The following is a 17179-nucleotide window of genomic DNA, read 5'->3' as shown; positions in this document are numbered from 1 at the left end:
GGGGATCATCACTTCACCGTGGTGATCACGGGCCGTAGATTTTCGGACATGACGACCACGACCTCCCGCACTGACGCGCCTCTCGCCCACAACCCGGTCCTGCGGGTGCCGCCCGCCCCCGCTGCTACTGCCGCCGCGTACTTCGCGGCGGCCCTCGCCTTCCACACGGACGTGTCGGATGTCGCCGCCGCGCTCGCGGGTGGCGGCGACCCCGGCTTCGTCCTGGTGGACTGCCGCTCCACCGAGGCGTGGGACCAGGGGCACGTCCCCGGTGCCCTGCACCTGCCGAACGCCGTGATCCCCGAGCGCGCCGAGCACCTGCTCGACAAGGCCGTCCCGGTGGTCACCTACTGCTGGGGGCCCGGCTGCAACGGCGCCCTCCGTGCCGCCGGCGCGTTGGCCGAACTGGGCTTCCAGGTGAAGGAGATGCTGGGCGGCTTCGAGTACTGGGCCCGCGAGGGCCTCCCGTACGAGACGTGGGAGGGGCCGCGTCGGCAGGAGGCCGACCCCCTCACCGCGCCGGTCGGCGCCGATGACTGCGGCTGCTGACGGCTGAGCCGTACGGGAACTGCGCCCGCCGCCCCGACCGCCGGTCCGCGGCTCGGCCACGGCCGCCGCGCCGTGTGCCGGCGCCCCGGGGAGCCGCCTCTGCGTCCGAGGCGCCGGGGGATGTCGTGTGCGGCACCTCCGGCTCCCCGCCCCGGGGATCCGGTGCAGGTCCTGCGGCTGCGGGGCCGGCCACGCTCCGAGGGCTCCGCGCCCGAGGACCGGTGTCGGCGCCGCCCGCCCCGCCGTCGCCCTCCGACGGGCGACGTCACCGGGCGACCGGGACACGGCTGCGGCAGCCCCGGGCTGCGGGGGTGCCCGCTCACGGGGCCGCCGCGCAGGCGGCCCCGGACGCCCGGCCCCGTGGCGGGGCCGGGCAGCGGCTCTCCGGGCCCGGGCGGGCTTTCCGCTCAGAGCCTGGACAGCTCGTCGACCAGGTCGTCCAGGCCGAGGGAACCCTGTGAGAGCGCCGCCATGTGCCACTTCTTCGCGTCGAACGCGGCGCCGTGCGCGGCCCGCGCCTTCTCTCGGCCCAGCAGCCACGCCCGCTCGCCCAGCTTGTAGCCGATCGCCTGCCCCGGCATCGACAGGTACCGGACCATCTCGCTCTCGACGTACGCGGGCGGCCGGCTGCTGTGCTGCTGGTAGAACCGCTGCGCCAGCGCCGGGGTCCACCGCTCGCCGGGGTGGAACGGCGAGTGCGCCGGGATCTCCATCTCCACGTGCATGCCGATGTCCACGATGACCCGGCAGGCGCGCATCATCTGCGCGTCCAGGTAGCCGAGCCGGCGCTCGGGGTCCGGCAGGAAGCCCAGCTCGTCCATCAGCCGTTCGGCGTACAGCGCCCAGCCCTCGGAGTTGGCGCTCACCTGGCCCACCGTCGCCTGGTAGCGCGACAGCCGGTCCGCGACGTGCACCCACTGCGCGATCTGCAGGTGGTGGCCGGGAACACCCTCGTGGTACCAGGTGGACACCAGGTCGTACACGGGGAACCGGGTCTCGCCGTCGACGGGCAGCCACGTCCGCCCCGGCCGGGAGAAGTCCTCGGACGGGCCCGTGTAGTAGGGCGCGGCCGCACTGCCGGGCGGTGCGATCCGGGACTCCACCTTCCTGACCCGGTCGGCCAGTTCGAAGTGCGTGCCGTCGAGGGCCTCGATGGCCTCGTCCATCAGGCCCTGCAGCCAGGCCCGGGTCTCCTCCGCGCCCTCGATGTGCTGTCCGTGCACGTCGAGGTGGGCGAGCGCCTCCCAGGGGCCCGACCCGGGGAGGATCTTGTCGGCCTCCTGGCGCATCTCGCCGAGGAGCCGGTGGAACTCCTCCCAGCCGTAGGCGTAGGCCTCGTCCAGGTCGAGGTCGGTGCCGTTGTGGTAGCGCGACCAGCGGGCGTACCGCTCGCGGCCCACCGTGTCGGGGGCGTTCTTCACGGCAGGGGCGTACACGTCCCGCATCCAGTCCCGCAGCTCCGCGACCGCCGCGGTGGCGCCGCGGGCGGCCGTGTCCAGTTCGGTGCGCAGGTCGGCGGGGCCCTCCGCGGCGAACTCCTCGAACCAGCCGCGCCGGTTCCCCTCGGCGCCGCCCGCCCACTCCGTGAGCTGCTCGACGAAGGTGGCCGTGGCGCGGGGACCGCCCGGCAGGTCGCGCTCCAGGCCGAGGGCGAGGGACTCGCGGTAGCCGTCCAGGGCGGCGGGTACGGCGCGCAGCCGTTCGGCGACCGCCGACCAGTCGTCGCGGGTGCCGGTCGGCGTCACCGTGAAGGCCATGCGCAGGCTGTGGGCGGGGGAGTGGATGTTGCTGACGGTCCGCAGGCCCTCCCCGGCTTCGTGGACGGCCAGTTCGGCGGTGAGGCGCTCCCGCAGGAGGCGCGCGCAGCGCCGCTCCACGTCGGTGTCGGCGCCGGGCAGGCGCTCCGCCGCGTCGAGCCGGGCCAGGGTCTCGCGGGCCAGTACGGCCAGTTCCTCCTGGCCTGCGGGGGAGTAGTCGGGCAGGAGCGCATGGCTCTCCTGGACGCCCAGGTACGTACCCGTGACGGGGTCGAGTTCGACGAGTGCGTCGACGTAGGCGTCCGCGACCTGGCGGGGAAGAGCACTGGGGGTGTCTGGCATGGCCCCCATCCTGATACGCCGCGACGGCCTCCTGCCACCTCAGTCGATCACAGTCGGCTGACAAATGAGCGGCTGCTGCGCGTGCCACCGAGGGCTCCCGGGACGTGCGGGACGGGAGTGATCCCCTCCCCTTCTTCCCCACGGTGGCCGCCGCCCGCCGCAGTCCCCGGCTCGCTCTGCCCCGCGTCCGCTCGGACTGCCGCCTTGTCGGGGTGTCCGGCGATGCTCCCGGGGAGGAAAAGTCCCCTGGTGGACGCCTTTACCGGGTCCGCCGGCGGCGAGCCCCGGGCCCGGGGAGCGCGGGCGGTGCCCCGGCACGGGAGGCCCGGCGGAGCGGTGGCCCCGGCCGGGGAACACCCTGGGGCCCCATCCGGTGGCCGGGGCGGGCCGCGTACCGTTCAACCGGTTTTTTTGGCTGGATCACGCCGGTCCTCAGCCGGGTGGCCGACGGCTACGGACGGACCGACGGCCGCGCCGCCCCGGCGGCCGGGGTGCCGGTGGCGCCCTCGTCCGTGCGCACGGCGTCCTGGCCTTCGTCTCGGGGGGCCCGCAGTGGCCGCACCTGCGCGGTGATCACGAGTGTGCCCTCTTCGATCTGGTAGTCGAGGGGAAGGTTCAGCCCCCGCATCGCGGCGACCATGCCGGTGTTGGACGCCTGGGTCACGGCGTACACGTGGTCGCAGCCGGCCTCCACGGCGAGGGCGACGAGCCTGCGCAGCAGCTCGGAGCCGATGCCCCGGCCCTGCCAGTCGTCCTCCACCAGCAGCGCCACCTCGGTCTCGTCCCCGTCCCACAGCAGGTGGCCGAGGGCGACGAGCCGGCCGGAAGCGGTCTCCACGGCCAGCGTGCGGCCGAAGCGGGGGCTCAGGAGGTGGGCGAGGTAGCGGTCCGCGTCCGCGACCGGCCCGTGGTAGCGCAGCCCCAGCGTGCGCTCGGAGCACCGGTCGTGCATGGCGCGGGCGGCCTGGAGGTCGCCCTGGTCGGCGCGCCGCACCGTGATCTCGGCTCCTTCCGGCAGGGTCAGCACGTCGTGGCCGCCCGGCACCCGGGGCCCCAGCCGTGCGTCGAGCTCCACCAGGGCGCGGGCCCGGGCGAACTCGGTCGGGGTGAACGGCAGGTAGGGCCGCTCCACCGTGATGACACCGCCGTGCGGGTCGCGCAGCAGGATCACCGTGTCGTCCCGTTCCAGCGCGCCCTCCACGGGCGCGGTCCGCCCCGTGGGCCGGCCGCTGGGGGAGACGGCCGGCACCGACCTGATGGTGCAGCGGCCCAGCAGCCGGCGCAGCGCGAGCGGGAGTTCGGCGGTGTCCAGGGCGGTACGGGTCGCCAGACCGAGGATCCGGGTGGGGGCGTCCACCAGGTCGTGGGCGTCCGCCCGCTCGATCCACGTGTGCGTGCCGCCGGCCGCGGCGACCCGGAGGGTGAGCTGCCCCGTCCGCAGTGACTCCGGTGCCCGCAGCAGGAACTCGTCGACGGTGCCGTCGGCCAGGGGGTGTGTCTGCAGGGTCAGGATGTCGATGCGCAGGTCGGCGAGGGCGCCGCACAGGGCGGCCAGACTGCCCGGCTCGTCCCGTACGGTGGTGCGCATGCGCCACAGCACGGTGCCGCCTCCGGTGTCGGACCGTTCGCCGTCGGGCAGGGGCGCGGGGGCCGTAGGGGCGGCGGGTGGTGCGTGACTGTGCCTGCGTGACCACCACGTGTGGAAGGCGGCGGTGGCCACGAGCACGACCGCCGAGACGATCAGCAGGTAGGGGCCGTCCGGCCCGTGGGCGATGGTGTTCGCGACGGCGTCGGCGACCGCCACGGCGGTGAACAGCGCGGCGAGTTCGACGGCGTCCCGCCGCCAGTGGTGGCGACGGGTCTGCTTCGCGGGGGTGACGTTCACGTCAGTCATACGGGTCATGGCGCCACTGTTGCTCAGTGGTGTTGCGTGATCACGAACGGCCTGTGACTGATGGGTTAAGCGGGGAACTGGCTGATTTGTCACCCATTGACGCCGTTTGGTTGAGGGGTGTGTCTCCGCAGGCGAGCAGGGTGTTCGCGCCAGGTTTCGCCTCCGTGACCCACCGCGAGGCGGGCGCCGCGCCGGCGCCTCACCGCCCGGTGGCGCGCTGCCCCGGGCGGACGGTGCAGTGGCCGACCCCGCAGCGGTCGCCGATCTCCAGGGAGCCCCCGGGACGTTCCTCAGACCGCGCGGCGGTGCGCCCGCCGTCAGCGGTGGGGGAGCGGCGCACCGGGGCGTACGCCCGTCACCCCGCTGTCCGCAGCACGTCCGCCCACCGGTTTCACCGCACCGGGCCAGTCCTCGACGGGGCCGGGTCCCCGCCGAGCAGCCCTGCGCCCGCCTGCCCCGCGCACCAGCACCAACAGTGCCTCCATGCCGTCAGTCGGTCACGGGATCCCGTGCGTCCCAACCGCGGCCCAGGCCGGTGGCGTCGGGGCCTGGTGGCGCCGCCCGCCTCCGCCGGCTGAGGCAGGACCGCGGCACCGCCCCGCGATGCGGCGCCGGCCGCCGCCCGCGCGCACGGCAGGCGTACTGTGACGGCACCCCGCAGCACCGCCGCCGGGGGCCGCCGCGGTCGCCCCGGTGGTGGCAGCGGTCCAGCGGCGCTTGCCCCAGACGCTCCGAGGATCGCAGTCCGGGCGGGAACCGCGCCCAGGGCGAAGCCCGTTCCCGCAGCGCCTCCGTGATCCACCGCTTCGCCTCGCCGGTGAGACCCCAGCCGTACCGCGGCATCTCGGCGACCGCGCGCGACCTCCGCTCGCAGGGCAGCTCGCGGGATGGAAGCGCCGTGAGGCGAGCACCTTCCAGTACGCCCGGCGCCGCGGGAGCCCGCGTGGCCGGGGGCCGCGCCGGGGTCGGGGCGCCGCACTCGCGGCGGCGCCCGCGCCGGCATCGCGGGGCGCGGGCCGCACGCCGAACCGCCCGTGTGACGCGCGCCAACGGTGCTGCCGCTGCCGGGGCCCTGGCTGCGCCCCGGCCCTCGGGCTCCGCCCGGGCGCCGTCCGTGTCGTGAACCGGCCGCCGCCCCGGCCGTGTCCGGGCCCCGGGCCCGGGTCCTCGGCCCCCGGTCGGCCTGGAACGTCGTCCCGCACTTCCCGGCCCCGACCCTGCGGACCCATGTCCTTTCGCGCAGTCCCCCGCCCGGCGGTCAGGCGTCGCCGAGGGCCGGGAGACCGCCGACGTGGCCGCGCGGGCCGTCGTCGGCACGCGGGTCGTTGTCAGAGGGGTGCGTTACGGTGCGGGCCATCCGAATCCGCGTCTGCTGGCTGCGGCGCTCTCGGACCCGCCGCCCCGCCCTGCCTCCGCGCCGGGCGGGGCGGGCCCGCCGCACGGTCGGACGGGCCGCACGGTCATCGGCTGCCGTCGAGGATCACCCGCGCCACCAGCGCCGGGTCGTCGTTCATCGGTACGTGCCCGCACCCCGGCAGCCGTACCAGCCGGGCGCCGGGCAGCACGCGCTTGGCCCGCACGCCCTGCCGGGGCAGTAGCAGGCGGTCCCGTGAGCCCCAGGCGATCGTCACGGGGACCGCCGGCAGGCCGTCGGAGAAGAGCACGCCCCGGCCCGCGGCGAGCGCCGACTCGAAGCCGGACGCGCCCCGCAGGGCCAGGGTCTCCGCGACCACCGCCTCCGGTGCCCGGCGCCCCGGGCGCGCGTAGATCGTGCCCGCGAGGGCGGCGCGTCCCGCCGCCGAACGGGACAGCCGTTCGATGAACGGCACCGGAAGAGCACGGGCGCCCGCCCGCAGCGCGCGCAGCGCCCCGAAGGCATAGCGCCGTTCGCCCTCGGACCAGAAGCCGGCCGGGGAGAGGGCCGTCACGGAGCGGGCGAGTCCCATGCGCCCCATCTCCAGGGCCAGGAGGCCGCCCAGGGAGTTTCCGGCCACGTGGGGCTTCTCCATGCCCAGCGCCGTGCAGAGCCCGCCGAGGACCGGTCCGAACGTGCCCAGGTCGTACACCATGCCGTCGGGCAGGGCCGACGACGCCCCGAACCCGGGCAGGTCGACGGCGACGACGTCCCGTTCGGCGGCCAGCAGGTCGAGCACGGGCCGCCAGGCCTGCCAGTGGTGGCCGATGCCGTGCAACAGCAGCAGGGGGTCGCCGGCACCGAGCCGCTCGTACCGCACGGACACGATCCGCCGCCCCACCGGGGCGTCCACCGTGAACGAGATCTCCTTGGACATGCTGCCCGCCCCTCCGTCTGCCGCGCCCACCTGCGCGTCAGCAAGAATTACCGACTGGTAGCCAGGAGTTCAAGGGCCCCTTGTCCGGATTGCGCCCCGCCGACGCGCGGAGGGCCGACGATTGGTCTTGACCAAGTCGGGCCCCGGGCCTATGGTCCAAGGGTTAGTGAAGGAACCTTTAATAAAGAACGTCGCGGAAAGTCGTTCCGGGTACGGCGATCGCGGAGGATCAGGGTGGGGACCACACAGCTGGAGTCGGTGCCGGAGCCGAAGTACTGGCACCTGAAGACCGTGATCAGCGAAGCGCTCGACTCCGAGTTCGAAGTCGGCCAGATCCTTCCCAACGAGCGCGAGCTCGCGGCGCGTTTCGGGGTCGCCCGTGCCACGCTGCGCCAGGCACTGGAGCAGCTCGAACTGGAAGGGCGCCTCCAGCGCCGCCGCGGCGTCGGCACCACCGTGGCCCCGCCGCGCGTCGGCGTGGACGTCTCCACCGCCCGCCACCACTGGCCTGCGACCGGCGACGGCAGCTGGCAGGCCGTCGACTGCTCCGTCATCGCACCACCCCCCGCCGTGGCCGGCCTCCTGGACTGCGAGGGGGACGACGCCCGGTCCGTGTACGCCATCCGCAGGCTGCGTGCCACCCACGGCCAGTCCGTGGCCGCCGAACAGCTCTACGTTCCCGCCGTGTCCGTCCCGGCCCTCGTGACGTCCGGCAGCACCCCGGGCGACGCACTCGCCCGGGGAGTGCTGCGGGAACTCCAGCTGCTGCCCCTGGACGGCCAGGACCGGGCCGTCGAGCTGGGCTCCGCCCGCGCCGACGACGCCAAGGAGCTCGACCGGCTCCCCGGCGCCCCCGTCCTCGTCGTCACCACCCGCTACTTCTCCGCCGGGCGCACCGCCGCCGTGTCCGTCGCCACCTACCGCGCCGACACCTGCCGGCTGACCTTCGGGGACGTCGGCGACCTCCAGATCGCCTCCTGACGCCGGCGGGCCTCAGCGGCGCGCCGTCACCGTCCCCTCCACGGCGAACAACTGCTCCTCCACGTGGTCGAGCGCGAGCCGCAGCGCACCCGTCGCCACGGCCGCCTCGCCCAGCAGCGACAGCTCCACTCTCGGCGGCCGCAGGCAGAAACGCGCCAACTGCTCCCGCAACGGCGGAAGGATCCCGTCCAGGCCCGCCGCCCACCCGCCGACCACCACCAACTCCGGATCGAGCGCCAGCACCAGGGCCGCCACGTCGTGCACCAGCCGCTCCGTGAACCGGTCCACCGCGGCCCGCGCCCGCTCGTCGCCCGTACGCGCACGGGCGAACACCTCCGCCACCGCCTGCTCGTCCAGCGGGTGCAGCGGCTCGTCCGTCGTCGACAGCAGGGCCTCAGGCGCGTCCCCCCGACCCAGCAGGTGCAGCGCCCCGATCTCCCCGGCGGCCCCGCCGAAACCCCGGTGCAGTCGTCCCCCGATCAGGGAACCCGCGCCCGGGCTCAGCCCGGCCAGCACGAACACGATGTCGTCCGAGTCGATGCCCGCGCCCTTCCAGTGCTCGGCCACGGCCGCCGCGTTCGCGTCGTTCTCCACCAGCACGGGGCAGCGGAACGACCGCCGAAGCCGGTCGCCCAGCGCCAGCCCGGTCCAGCCGGGCAGCGCCGTGCCGAGCCGCACCCGCCCGTCCGCCTCCACGATGCCGGGCGTGCCCACGCCGACCGCCCGCAGCCCGCCCCGGGGCACCCCCGTACGGCGCAGCACGTCGGCGACCACGGTACGGACCCGGTCCAGCCGCTCGTCCGCCGAGGCGGACTCCGCGACCGCCCGCTGGCCCGCGCCGATGATCCGCCCGTCCAAGCCGGACAGCAGCGCCGACACCCGGTGCGGGCCGATCTCGACGCCCAGCAGGTGCCCCGCCTCGGCGCGGAACCGGAAGCGGCGGGCGGGCCGCCCCTGGCGCCGCACCTCGCCTTCCTCCGGTGCCGCCTCCATCACGAGGCCCGCCTCGACGAGGCCCTCGGTCACCCCCTCCACCGTGGGGCGGGAGAGGCCCGTGAGACGTGAGAGGTCGGTCAGCGTGCGGGCCTCGCCGTTCCGCAGCGCATGGAGTACCACCGCGGAGTTGATCCGCCGCAGCAGCGACGGGTCCCCGCCGGTCAGCCGCCCCACCGTGTGTCCTCCCAGCTCGTGCCCCGTTCCGCGGGTCGCCTGTCGGGTGTCTGGCGGATCGTACTCAATGCCCTGCCCGGCGGCGACCCGGGCCACGGCCGCGCCAGCCCGGCACGGGTTCCGCACGGGATGGGAGGCCGCCGCGCGCCACCGCCGGGCCCGGCACCGTTCACCGCCCGCCCGGCGCCGTTCACCGCCCCCGCGCCGCGCCCCGTACCGGTCCCGCGCGTCCGTCCCGGTCCCGCGGACCCGTGACGCACACGGTGTCGGCCGGGATCCGGGCCGCGGCCCGCGCTGTGCCCCGCACCCGTCCTGCCCGCGACCCGCACCCGTCCTGCCCGCGGCCCGGCCCGCGGGTGGGCGCGCCCAGGCAGTCGGTGGGCGACCTGACGCGACGCCAGTTGTCAGTGGCGGCCGCTTTACTGGACGCATGACCACCGCCCGGCACCTCGCGACCGTCGACGCGCTGCGCCTCCTGCCCTTCCCCAGGCGGCGCGGCAGATCGAGCATGGGCGAGAGCGGCCCGGGCTACCACATAGCGGAGCTCGCCACCAGCGAGGACCTCTGGGAGGACGTGAGCCGTCGGGAGCAGGTCGCCGAGCAGTACGAGGCGGAGCGGGACGCTCTCAGCGCCCTGCTCGCGGCCCGCTGGGGAGCGCCCCAGGTGTTCAGCCTCTGGTCGGTGTTCCAGCGCACCCTGGAGGGCGAGGACGTTCCGGAGCCGTGGGCCGCTCTGAGCAACCACGTACCGGACCTGCACCTGTGGCGGGTGGACGGCCGCTGGGCGGCGCTCGGCGTCTCGCAGTGGGACACCGAGCTGCCCTTCCAGCTCCTCGCCGTCGTCACCGAGACGGATCCTCCGTGACGGCCGCACGCAGCCTGGCGTACTCCTCGGCCATCGTCCGCGCCGTCCAGTGCGCGTTCAGCCCGCTCGGGTTCGGGAGCACCCACACCCGGGTGCCGCCGATCCGCCGCTCCTGCGGCCCGATGCGGGCCTTCTTCTCGCCGAAGGCGGTCCGGTACGCGGTGACGCCGACGATCGCGAGTCGCCGCGGACGGAGCTGCTCCGCCTTCTCCGCCAGCAGTAGGCCGCCCTCCTGCAACTCGGCGGCGCCCAGCTCGTCGGCCCGGGCCGTGGCGCGCGCGACCAGGTTCGTGATCCCGAGCCCGTACGCGAGCAGCTCCTCCTGCTCCGCCGGCCGCAGCTGCCGCGGGGTGAAGCCGGCGAGGTGCAGCACGGGCCAGAAGCGGTTCCCCGGCCGTGCGAAGTGGTGGCCCGTGGCCGCCGACATCAGGCTCGGGTTGATGCCGCAGAACAGCACGGAGAGGCCGCGCGCGACCACGTCGGGGACCGCGGCGGCGCCCCCGGGCGAGGCGAGTCCCGCCCGGGGCAGACCGCGTACGGCCGGGGGTGCGTCCCCGCCGGAGCGGCGGGGGGTCCCGCGTGAGGACATGTCAGAGGATGGCGCCCGGCGTGTAGGCGGCTGCCTGCGGCCGCTGCTTGACGACCTCCTCGATCCGGGAGACGACCGCGCCCACCTGGCCGGCGGCCGCGCCGGTGAAGGACAGCTTGTCCGCCATCAGCGCGTCCAGGCCCGCCCGGTCCAGCGGAATGCGGGAGTCCGCCGCCAGCTTGTCCAGCAGCTCGTTGCGCTCCGCGCCCTGCTCGCGCATCGCCAGCGCGGACGCCACCGCGTTCTCCTTGATCGCCTCGTGCGCCTCCTCGCGGCCCACGCCCGCCCGCACCGACGCCATCAGCACCTTGGTGGTGGCCAGGAACGGCAGGTAACGGTCCAGCTCCCGGGCCACGACCGCGGGGAACGCGCCGAACTCGTCGAGCACGGTCAGGAACGTCTCCAGGAGCCCGTCGAAGGCGAAGAACGCATCGGGCAGGGCGATGCGGCGCACCACGGAGCAGGACACGTCGCCCTCGTTCCACTGGTCGCCCGCCAGCTCGCCGGCCATCGACGCGTATCCGCGCAGCACCACCATGAGGCCGTTGACGCGCTCGCACGAGCGGGTGTTCATCTTGTGCGGCATCGCGGACGAGCCGACCTGGCCCGGCTTGAACCCCTCGGTCACCAGCTCGTGCCCGGCCATCAGCCGGATCGTCTTCGCCAGCGACGACGGTGCCGCGGCCAGCTGCACCAGCGACGTCACGACCTCGTAGTCCAGCGAGCGCGGGTAGACCTGGCCGACGGACGTGAACGCCTGCCCGAAGCCCAGGTGGCCGGCGATCCGGTCCTCCAGCTCGGCGAGCTTGCCCGCGTCGCCGCCCAGCAGGTCCAGCATGTCCTGCGCCGTGCCGACCGGGCCCTTGATGCCGCGCAGCGGGTAGCGGCCCAGCAGCTCCTCAAGGCGCGCGTACGCCACCAGCAGCTCGTCCGCCGCGGTGGCGAAGCGCTTGCCGAGGGTGGTGGCCTGCGCGGCCACGTTGTGCGAGCGGCCCGCCATGACCAGTTCGCCGTACTCGGCGGACAGCCTGCCGAGCCGGGCCAGCACCGCGACCGTGCGGTCCCGCACCAGTTCGAGCGACAGCCGCACCTGCAGCTGCTCGACGTTCTCGGTCAGATCGCGCGAGGTCATGCCCTTGTGGACCTGCTCGTGGCCGGCGAGCGCGTTGAACTCCTCGATCCGGGCCTTCACGTCATGCCGCGTGCCCTTCTCACGCTCGGCGATCGACGCCAGGTCCACCTGGTCGAGGACGCGCTCGTAGTCGGCGAGGGCGGCGTCCGACACCTCGATCCCGAGTTCCTTCTGGGCGCGCAGCACGGCGAGCCACAGCCGCCGCTCCAGCCTCACCTTTTCTTCGGGGGACCACAGGACGGCGAGTTCGGCGGAGGCGTAGCGGCCGGCGAGGACATTGGGGATGCGGGGCTTGGCAGTCACGTGACCGCATTCTACTGGCGGTTCGTGCAGGCCGGCGCGGCGCCCTTGATTGTGGCTTGCTACGAGAGCCCCGTCACGTGCCGGACCTGCGGGCCCGCCGCGCCGCCGTCACGACGCGGGCGCCTCGTACGGCAGCAGGTCCGGGCGCTTGGCGGGGCGGCCGTCCCCCGACGAGCGGCCGGTGAGCCGCCGCCCGATCCACGGCCCCAGGTGTTCCCGCGCGAACCGGAGGTCGCCCACCCTCCGCTCCAGCCAGGGCGGCCGCAGCGCCGGGGGCAGCGGCGCCCGCCAGTCCTCCTCCGGCGCCAGGCCCAGCGCCTGCCACACCGCCTCGGCGACCCGCCGGTGGCCCTCCGCCGTCAGGTGGAGCCGGTCCACGTCCCACAGCCGCGGATCGCCGAGCGCCTCGGCGCCGTACAGGTCGACGACCACGGCCCCGTGCCGGGCGGCGAGCTCGTCGATGTGCGAGAAGAGTGCCTCCATCCGGGGCCGGAAGCGCTCCATGACCGGGCCGCGGCGGCCGGGGCTGCGCATCAGGACGAGTCGGCCGCACGACGGCGCGAGGCGCTCCACCGCCTCCTCCAGCAGGGCCCGCACCCGCCCCATGTCGCACGAGGGTCGCAAGGTGTCGTTGAGGCCGCCCACGAGCGTCACCACGTCGGCGCGCATCGTGGCGGCGGGAGCCACCTGCTCGTCGACGATCTGTCCGATCAGCTTGCCGCGCACGGCGAGGTTGGCGTACCGGAAGTCGGGGGAGCGTGCGGCGAGGCGGGCCGCCAGCAGATCGGCCCAGCCCCGGTAGGTGCCGTCCGGCAGCAGGTCGGACATGCCCTCGGTGAAGCTGTCGCCGACCGCGACGAAACTCGTGTAGGTGGCAGTGGTCTTCATGGCCCAGCGATCATACCGTGCGGTATGTCGGGTGTCCGGCCGGGGACGTCACTCCGCCGGGGGGCGGCCGCCGACCAGTTCCCGCAGGACGTCCTCCATCGTGACCAGGCCCGCCATCCGCCCGTCGTCGTCGAGCACGGCCGCCAGGTGCGTGCGGCTGCGGCGCATGGCCGTCAGCACGTCGTCCAGCGGGGTCGCCGCCCGCACCCTGGCGATCGGCCGCAGCGCGGCGTCCGGCAGCGGCAGCTCCCGGGGCACGATGTCCAGCGCGTCCTTCACGTGCAGGTAGCCGAGGATGCGGCGATGCGGGTCGACCACGGGGAAGCGGGAGAACCCCGACCGCGCCGACAGCCCCTCCAGGTCCGCCGCCGAGACGCCCCGCTGCGCGTACACCACCCGCTCCACGGGCATCACCACGTCCCGCACCGGTCGGCGGCCCAGCTCCAACGCGTCGTGCAGGCGCTCCGCGGCCCGGTCGTCCAGCAGTCCGGCGTCCCCGGCGTCGGTCACCATCCGGGCCAGCTCGTCGTCGGAGAAGGTCGCCGTGACCGCGTCCCTGGTCTCCACCCGCAGCAGCCGCAGCAGTCCGTTGGCGAACGCGTTGACCGTGAAGATGACCGGGCGGAGAGTGCGGGCGACCGCCACCAGCGGAGGCCCCAGCAGCAGCGCCGTGCGGACCGGTTCGGCCAGGGCGACGTTCTTCGGGATCATCTCGCCCAGCAGCATGTGCAGGTACGTCGCCACGGTCAGGGCGATCACGAACGCGATGGGGTGCACCAGCCCGTGCGGCACGCCGAGCGCCTCGAAGAGCGGCTCCAGCAGGTGCGCGATGGCCGGCTCCGCGACGATGCCGAGCACCAGCGTCGACAGCGTGATGCCGAGCTGCGCGGCCGCCAGCAGCGCCGACACGTGCTCCAGGCCCCACAGGACGCTGGGGGCCCGCCGGTTCCCCGCCTCGGCCTGCGGTTCGATCTGGCTGCGCCGCACCGAGATGAGGGCGAACTCGGCGCCGACGAAGAACGCGTTCAGCACCAGCGTCAGGAAGCCGATCAGCAGCTGGACCGCGGTCACGGCGCCACCTCCCCGCCGTCGTCCCCGTGGGCGTCCCCGGCCTCCGCGCCGTCGTCGCGGTCGCCGCCGCCGAGTCTGCCGCCGGGGCCCGGTGCCGGGGCGTGCAGCGTAATCCGCGCGGCGCGGTGGCCGGTGGCGTCCACGACGTCCAGCCGCCAGCCGGCGACCTCGACACCGTCCCCCGCGACCGGGATCCGTCCCAGTGCCGTCGCGACCATCCCCGCCAGGGTCTCGTACGGTCCGTTCGGCATGCGCATCCCGATGGACCGCAACTGGTCCGCGCGGGCCGAGCCGTCGGCCGACCACAGGGCCCGTCCGTCGGCGTCCACGCCCGCGCGCACCAGGTCGGGCGTCTCGTGCGGGTCGTGCTCGTCGCGGACCTCGCCCACGACCTCCTCCACGATGTCCTCGATCGTCACGACGCCTGCCGTGCCGCCGTACTCGTCGATGACGACGGCCATCGGTGCCCTGCCGTACAGCCGGTCGAGCAGACGGTCCACCGTCAGCGTCTCGGGCACCAGTACCGGCTCCTGCAGCAGGTCGACGACCGGTGTGCGGGGGCGCCGTTCGGCCGGGATCGCCAGGACGTCCTTGATGTGGGCCGTGCCGATGACCGTGTCGAGGCTGCCGCGGTACACGGGGAAGCGGGACAGGCCGGTCGCCCGCGTGGCGTTGGCGACATCCTCGGCGGTGGCCTGTGCCTCCAGCGCGGTCACCTGCACCCGCGGGGTCATCACGTTCTCCGCGGTGAGCTCCGCCAGGTTGAGCGTGCGGACGAACAGCTCCGCCGTGTCCGCCTCCAGCGCGCCCTCCCTGGCCGAGTGCCGGGCGAGCGCCACGAGCTCCTGAGGGCTGCGCGCGGACGCGAGCTCCTCCGCGGGCTCCAGGCCCATCCTGCGGACCGTGTGGTTGGCGGTGTTGTTGAGATGGCTGATCAGCGGCTTGAACGCGGTGCTGAAGAGCCGCTGCGGCGTGCCCACCACCTTGGCGACGGCGAGCGGTGACGAGATGGCCCAGTTCTTCGGCACGAGCTCGCCGACCACCATCAGTACGACGGTCGACAGCGCCGTGCCGACCACCAGGGCCAGCGACGACGCCGCGGTCGCCGACAGCCCGAGGCCGCGGATCGGACCGCTCAGCAGCCGCGCGACGGACGGCTCCGCCAGCATGCCGACGACCAGGTTGGTGACGGTGATGCCGAGCTGCGCCCCCGACAGCTGGAACGTCAGCGAGCGCACGGCCTTGAGCGCGCCGAGCGCTCCCCGCTCACCGCGCTCGGCGGCCGCCTCCAGGGCGCCGCGCTCCACCGTGGTGAGGGAGAACTCGGCCGCGACGAACCCGCCGCACGCCAGGGCGAGCAGCAGCGCCACGAGCAGCAGCAGCACTTCCGTCATCGGTTCACCTCCGTCCCATGATCGGTCAGGAGCGCGGCCCCGACCAGCCGACGGCCGACCGGTCGGCCGCCGGTCAGTCCGTCAGCGGTCTGACCCAGCGGCTCCACTCGTGCTGCCGCGTGTACCCCGCCGCGCGCCACGCGTGGTGCGCCCGTTCGTTGCCGTCCAGGACCATCGCGTCCCCGCGGCGGCCGCCGAGCCGGACGAACCGTTCCTCGGCGGCCGTGAGCAGGGCGGTCCCGATGCCGCGACGCCGCAGGTCGGGGTGCACTGCGAGCCGGTACAGGTGGCACCGCCAGCCGTCGAACCCGGCGATCACCGTGCCCAGCAGGGTGCCGTCGCCGGATTCCTCCGCCAGCAGGAGTGCCTCCGGGTCGCGGGCCAGCAGCCTGCCGACGCCGTCGCGGTCGTCGCTGATGCTCGTGCCCTCGGCAGCCGTCCGCCAGAACGCCAGGACGCGGTCCAGGTCCTCGGGTGCGGCTGCCCGTATACGCAGTCGGAGATCATTCACGGTCGTATCCCAGCACCGCCGGGGCGTCCCGTCGACCGGGTTTCCGCAGCACCCTCACCCTTGTTCTGCTAGCGCATCGGCGCTAGCGTGGAGGGATGGCGAAGACTCAGCTGAACGTACGGGTGGACGAGGCCACGGCCGAGGCCGCCCGCCGGATGGCACAGCAGCGGGGGGTCAGTGTGAACCGGTACATCGAGGAACTCGTCCGCCGCGACGTCGGCGAGACCGGCCGCACCTTCGTGGAGGCGGCAGCCGATTTCATGAAGCAGTACGAGGCGGTGTTCGCCGAGGAGTTCCACGGCGACACGAGCCGGGGGCCCGCGCCCCGCCCCGAGGCCGGCCGGTGACGGCCGCACCGCCGCCCCGGCCGGGGACGGGGACGCCCCGGCCCGCGGCCTCCGCCCCGGAGCGCGGCCGACCCGCATGAACCCGACCATCGACCTCGCCTGGCTGCTCATGGTCGCGGAGCAGAAGACGCCCGGTGACCCGCAGGTCGCCGACTGGGGCGCCCTGGTCGCAGCCGTCAGCCGCCACGACGCCAAGATCTTCGACATCGCGGTCTACGACCAGCCCCACACTCGCGCCGCCGCCCTGCTCCAACTGCTCCTGCACGTCCCGGCGCTCGAACACTCCAACGCGCTGTTCGCCTGCGCCGTCGCGCACGGCTACCTCGTCGCGTCCGGACTCCGCGTGGCCACGTCACCGGAGCGCGTCCGCGACCTGGCACGGCTCGTCAAGAGCGGCCGTGCCGACGTGCGGGCCATCGCCACGGAACTGAAGCGCTGGACCCTGTAGCCCACCGGGCGCGGGCGGCCCACGCCGGCGCGGGCCGCCCGCCCACTCCTCAGGCACCCCGCGGAGCCGCCGGCGCGCACCGCCGGCCGCTGCGGCATCATGACGTCATGGCCACCTCCCCGTACCGCGACCCGCACGCCGACTGGATCACCGTCCTCCGCCACGAGAACGCCCCCGGCGCCCGCGGCCCGCGCGCCGCCCTGAGGGCTTGACTGCGGGAACGCGGGATCGACTGGATGCCCTTCCCCTACGACGAGGTGTCCTTCGGGCTGGCCTGCGCGCCCGGGGCCGACGGCCATTGGCGCGGCTGGTGGGACGTACGGATCCTGCCCGAGGCGCTGTGGCGCCTCGGACTCCACCCCGACCAGCCCACGGCCCGCGTCGACGGGCCCTCACCGCCCGGCTGGTGGCACGCGGCGGCCGAGCGCCGGAGCCGGTGAGGAACGGGCGTACGGGGCCGGTGAGGCGGCGGCCCGCGCGCGTCGGCGACACAGGCCCGTACGGCGGCCGAACTCCTGCGAGCCCGCCCCACCCCGAGCCACGCGTCGCCGAGCCACGCATCCGCTCTCGCCCGCACGGCAGAGGCAGCGGGGCGCCTCGTTCTGTTGGCGGCCGCGCGTCGGGGCCTGCACTCTGAGCCTGTCCGC

At 74.8% G+C, this 17179-nt stretch carries 16 protein-coding genes; 6 read left to right on the top strand and 10 right to left on the bottom strand.

Annotated features, from left to right (window positions below):
* The first annotated feature begins 48 nt into the window (after positions 1 to 48).
* Positions 49 to 549 carry a rhodanese-like domain-containing protein gene (locus BJP40_RS14640; RefSeq protein ID WP_071280737.1) on the top strand — a complete coding sequence of 167 codons (501 nt, stop codon included), beginning with the start codon at positions 49 to 51 and terminating at the stop codon, positions 547 to 549.
* Positions 550 to 956: 407 nt separating this feature from the next.
* Here BJP40_RS14640 and BJP40_RS14635 read toward each other — a convergent pair whose 3' ends face one another.
* The 3 genes from BJP40_RS14635 to BJP40_RS14625 form a co-directional block, all read right to left on the bottom strand.
* On the bottom strand, positions 957 to 2648 hold the full coding sequence (locus tag BJP40_RS14635; protein ID WP_177204384.1) for a DUF885 domain-containing protein: 1692 nt from the start codon (positions 2646 to 2648) through the stop codon (positions 957 to 959).
* A gap of 451 nt (positions 2649 to 3099) precedes the next feature.
* Entirely contained in the window at positions 3100 to 4542 is a 1443-nt protein-coding gene (locus BJP40_RS14630; protein ID WP_071280735.1) for a GNAT family N-acetyltransferase, read from the bottom strand.
* Between the two features lie 1460 nt (positions 4543 to 6002).
* Positions 6003 to 6833 carry an alpha/beta fold hydrolase gene (locus tag BJP40_RS14625; RefSeq protein ID WP_071280734.1) on the bottom strand — a complete coding sequence of 277 codons (831 nt, stop codon included), beginning with the start codon at positions 6831 to 6833 and terminating at the stop codon, positions 6003 to 6005.
* Between the two features lie 234 nt (positions 6834 to 7067).
* Between BJP40_RS14625 and BJP40_RS14620 the strand changes: the two genes are divergently transcribed.
* A complete protein-coding gene (locus BJP40_RS14620; RefSeq protein ID WP_071280733.1) occupies positions 7068 to 7814 on the top strand; it encodes a GntR family transcriptional regulator in 747 nt (248 codons plus the stop codon).
* 12 nt (positions 7815 to 7826) lie between these two features.
* Here BJP40_RS14620 and BJP40_RS14615 read toward each other — a convergent pair whose 3' ends face one another.
* Positions 7827 to 8984: an ROK family transcriptional regulator gene (locus tag BJP40_RS14615; protein WP_071280732.1), complete on the bottom strand. Its 1158-nt coding sequence runs from the start codon at positions 8982 to 8984 to the stop codon at positions 7827 to 7829.
* 430 nt (positions 8985 to 9414) lie between these two features.
* On the opposite strand from BJP40_RS14615, the gene BJP40_RS14610 reads away from it, so the two are divergent.
* Positions 9415 to 9849: a hypothetical protein gene (locus tag BJP40_RS14610; RefSeq protein WP_071280731.1), complete on the top strand. Its 435-nt coding sequence runs from the start codon at positions 9415 to 9417 to the stop codon at positions 9847 to 9849.
* On the opposite strand, the gene mug is transcribed toward BJP40_RS14610, so the two are convergent.
* The 6 genes from mug to BJP40_RS14580 all read right to left on the bottom strand — a co-directional run bounded on the left by mug (position 9827) and on the right by BJP40_RS14580 (position 15737).
* The gene (mug, locus tag BJP40_RS14605) at positions 9827 to 10327 is read right to left on the bottom strand and encodes a G/U mismatch-specific DNA glycosylase (RefSeq protein ID WP_226962955.1); all 501 of its coding nucleotides are present in this window, start codon (positions 10325 to 10327) and stop codon (positions 9827 to 9829) included. The two genes, BJP40_RS14610 and mug, sit on opposite strands and share 23 nt — an antisense overlap.
* A 112-nt stretch (positions 10328 to 10439) precedes the next feature.
* Positions 10440 to 11873 (bottom strand): adenylosuccinate lyase, encoded by a 1434-nt coding sequence (purB, locus tag BJP40_RS14600; RefSeq protein ID WP_071280730.1) that lies wholly within the window; start codon positions 11871 to 11873, stop codon positions 10440 to 10442.
* A gap of 108 nt (positions 11874 to 11981) precedes the next feature.
* Positions 11982 to 12761, bottom strand: a complete 780-nt coding sequence (locus BJP40_RS14595) for an SGNH/GDSL hydrolase family protein (protein ID WP_071280729.1) — start codon at positions 12759 to 12761, stop codon at positions 11982 to 11984.
* A 48-nt stretch (positions 12762 to 12809) separates the two neighbouring features.
* Positions 12810 to 13832 carry a hemolysin family protein gene (locus BJP40_RS14590; RefSeq protein ID WP_071280728.1) on the bottom strand — a complete coding sequence of 341 codons (1023 nt, stop codon included), beginning with the start codon at positions 13830 to 13832 and terminating at the stop codon, positions 12810 to 12812.
* Entirely contained in the window at positions 13829 to 15226 is a 1398-nt protein-coding gene (locus BJP40_RS14585; protein WP_079171173.1) for a hemolysin family protein, read from the bottom strand. Before BJP40_RS14585 ends, BJP40_RS14590 begins: the two co-directional genes overlap by 4 nt.
* Before the next feature lie 73 nt (positions 15227 to 15299).
* Complete coding sequence (locus tag BJP40_RS14580) at positions 15300 to 15737, bottom strand: GNAT family N-acetyltransferase (protein WP_071280727.1); 438 nt, start codon at positions 15735 to 15737, stop codon at positions 15300 to 15302.
* A gap of 95 nt (positions 15738 to 15832) precedes the next feature.
* Here BJP40_RS14580 and BJP40_RS14575 point away from each other — a divergent pair, with 95 nt between their 5' ends.
* The 3 genes from BJP40_RS14575 (at position 15833) to BJP40_RS14565 (ending at position 16972) form a co-directional block, all read left to right on the top strand.
* Complete coding sequence (locus BJP40_RS14575) at positions 15833 to 16084, top strand: toxin-antitoxin system HicB family antitoxin (protein WP_071269237.1); 252 nt, start codon at positions 15833 to 15835, stop codon at positions 16082 to 16084.
* A 76-nt stretch (positions 16085 to 16160) separates the two neighbouring features.
* Positions 16161 to 16532 carry a fic family toxin-antitoxin system, toxin component gene (locus BJP40_RS14570; RefSeq protein WP_071280726.1) on the top strand — a complete coding sequence of 124 codons (372 nt, stop codon included), beginning with the start codon at positions 16161 to 16163 and terminating at the stop codon, positions 16530 to 16532.
* A gap of 236 nt (positions 16533 to 16768) precedes the next feature.
* Positions 16769 to 16972, top strand: a complete 204-nt coding sequence (locus tag BJP40_RS14565; RefSeq protein WP_071280725.1) for a hypothetical protein — start codon at positions 16769 to 16771, stop codon at positions 16970 to 16972.
* The last annotated feature ends 207 nt before the right edge of the window (positions 16973 to 17179 follow it).

Origin of the sequence: Streptomyces sp. CC53, from assembly GCF_001865245.1 — a bacterium.
In the GTDB taxonomy this organism is placed as follows: Bacteria; Actinomycetota; Actinomycetes; order Streptomycetales; family Streptomycetaceae; genus Streptomyces.
This window is presented reverse-complemented; position numbering and strand designations above follow the sequence as displayed.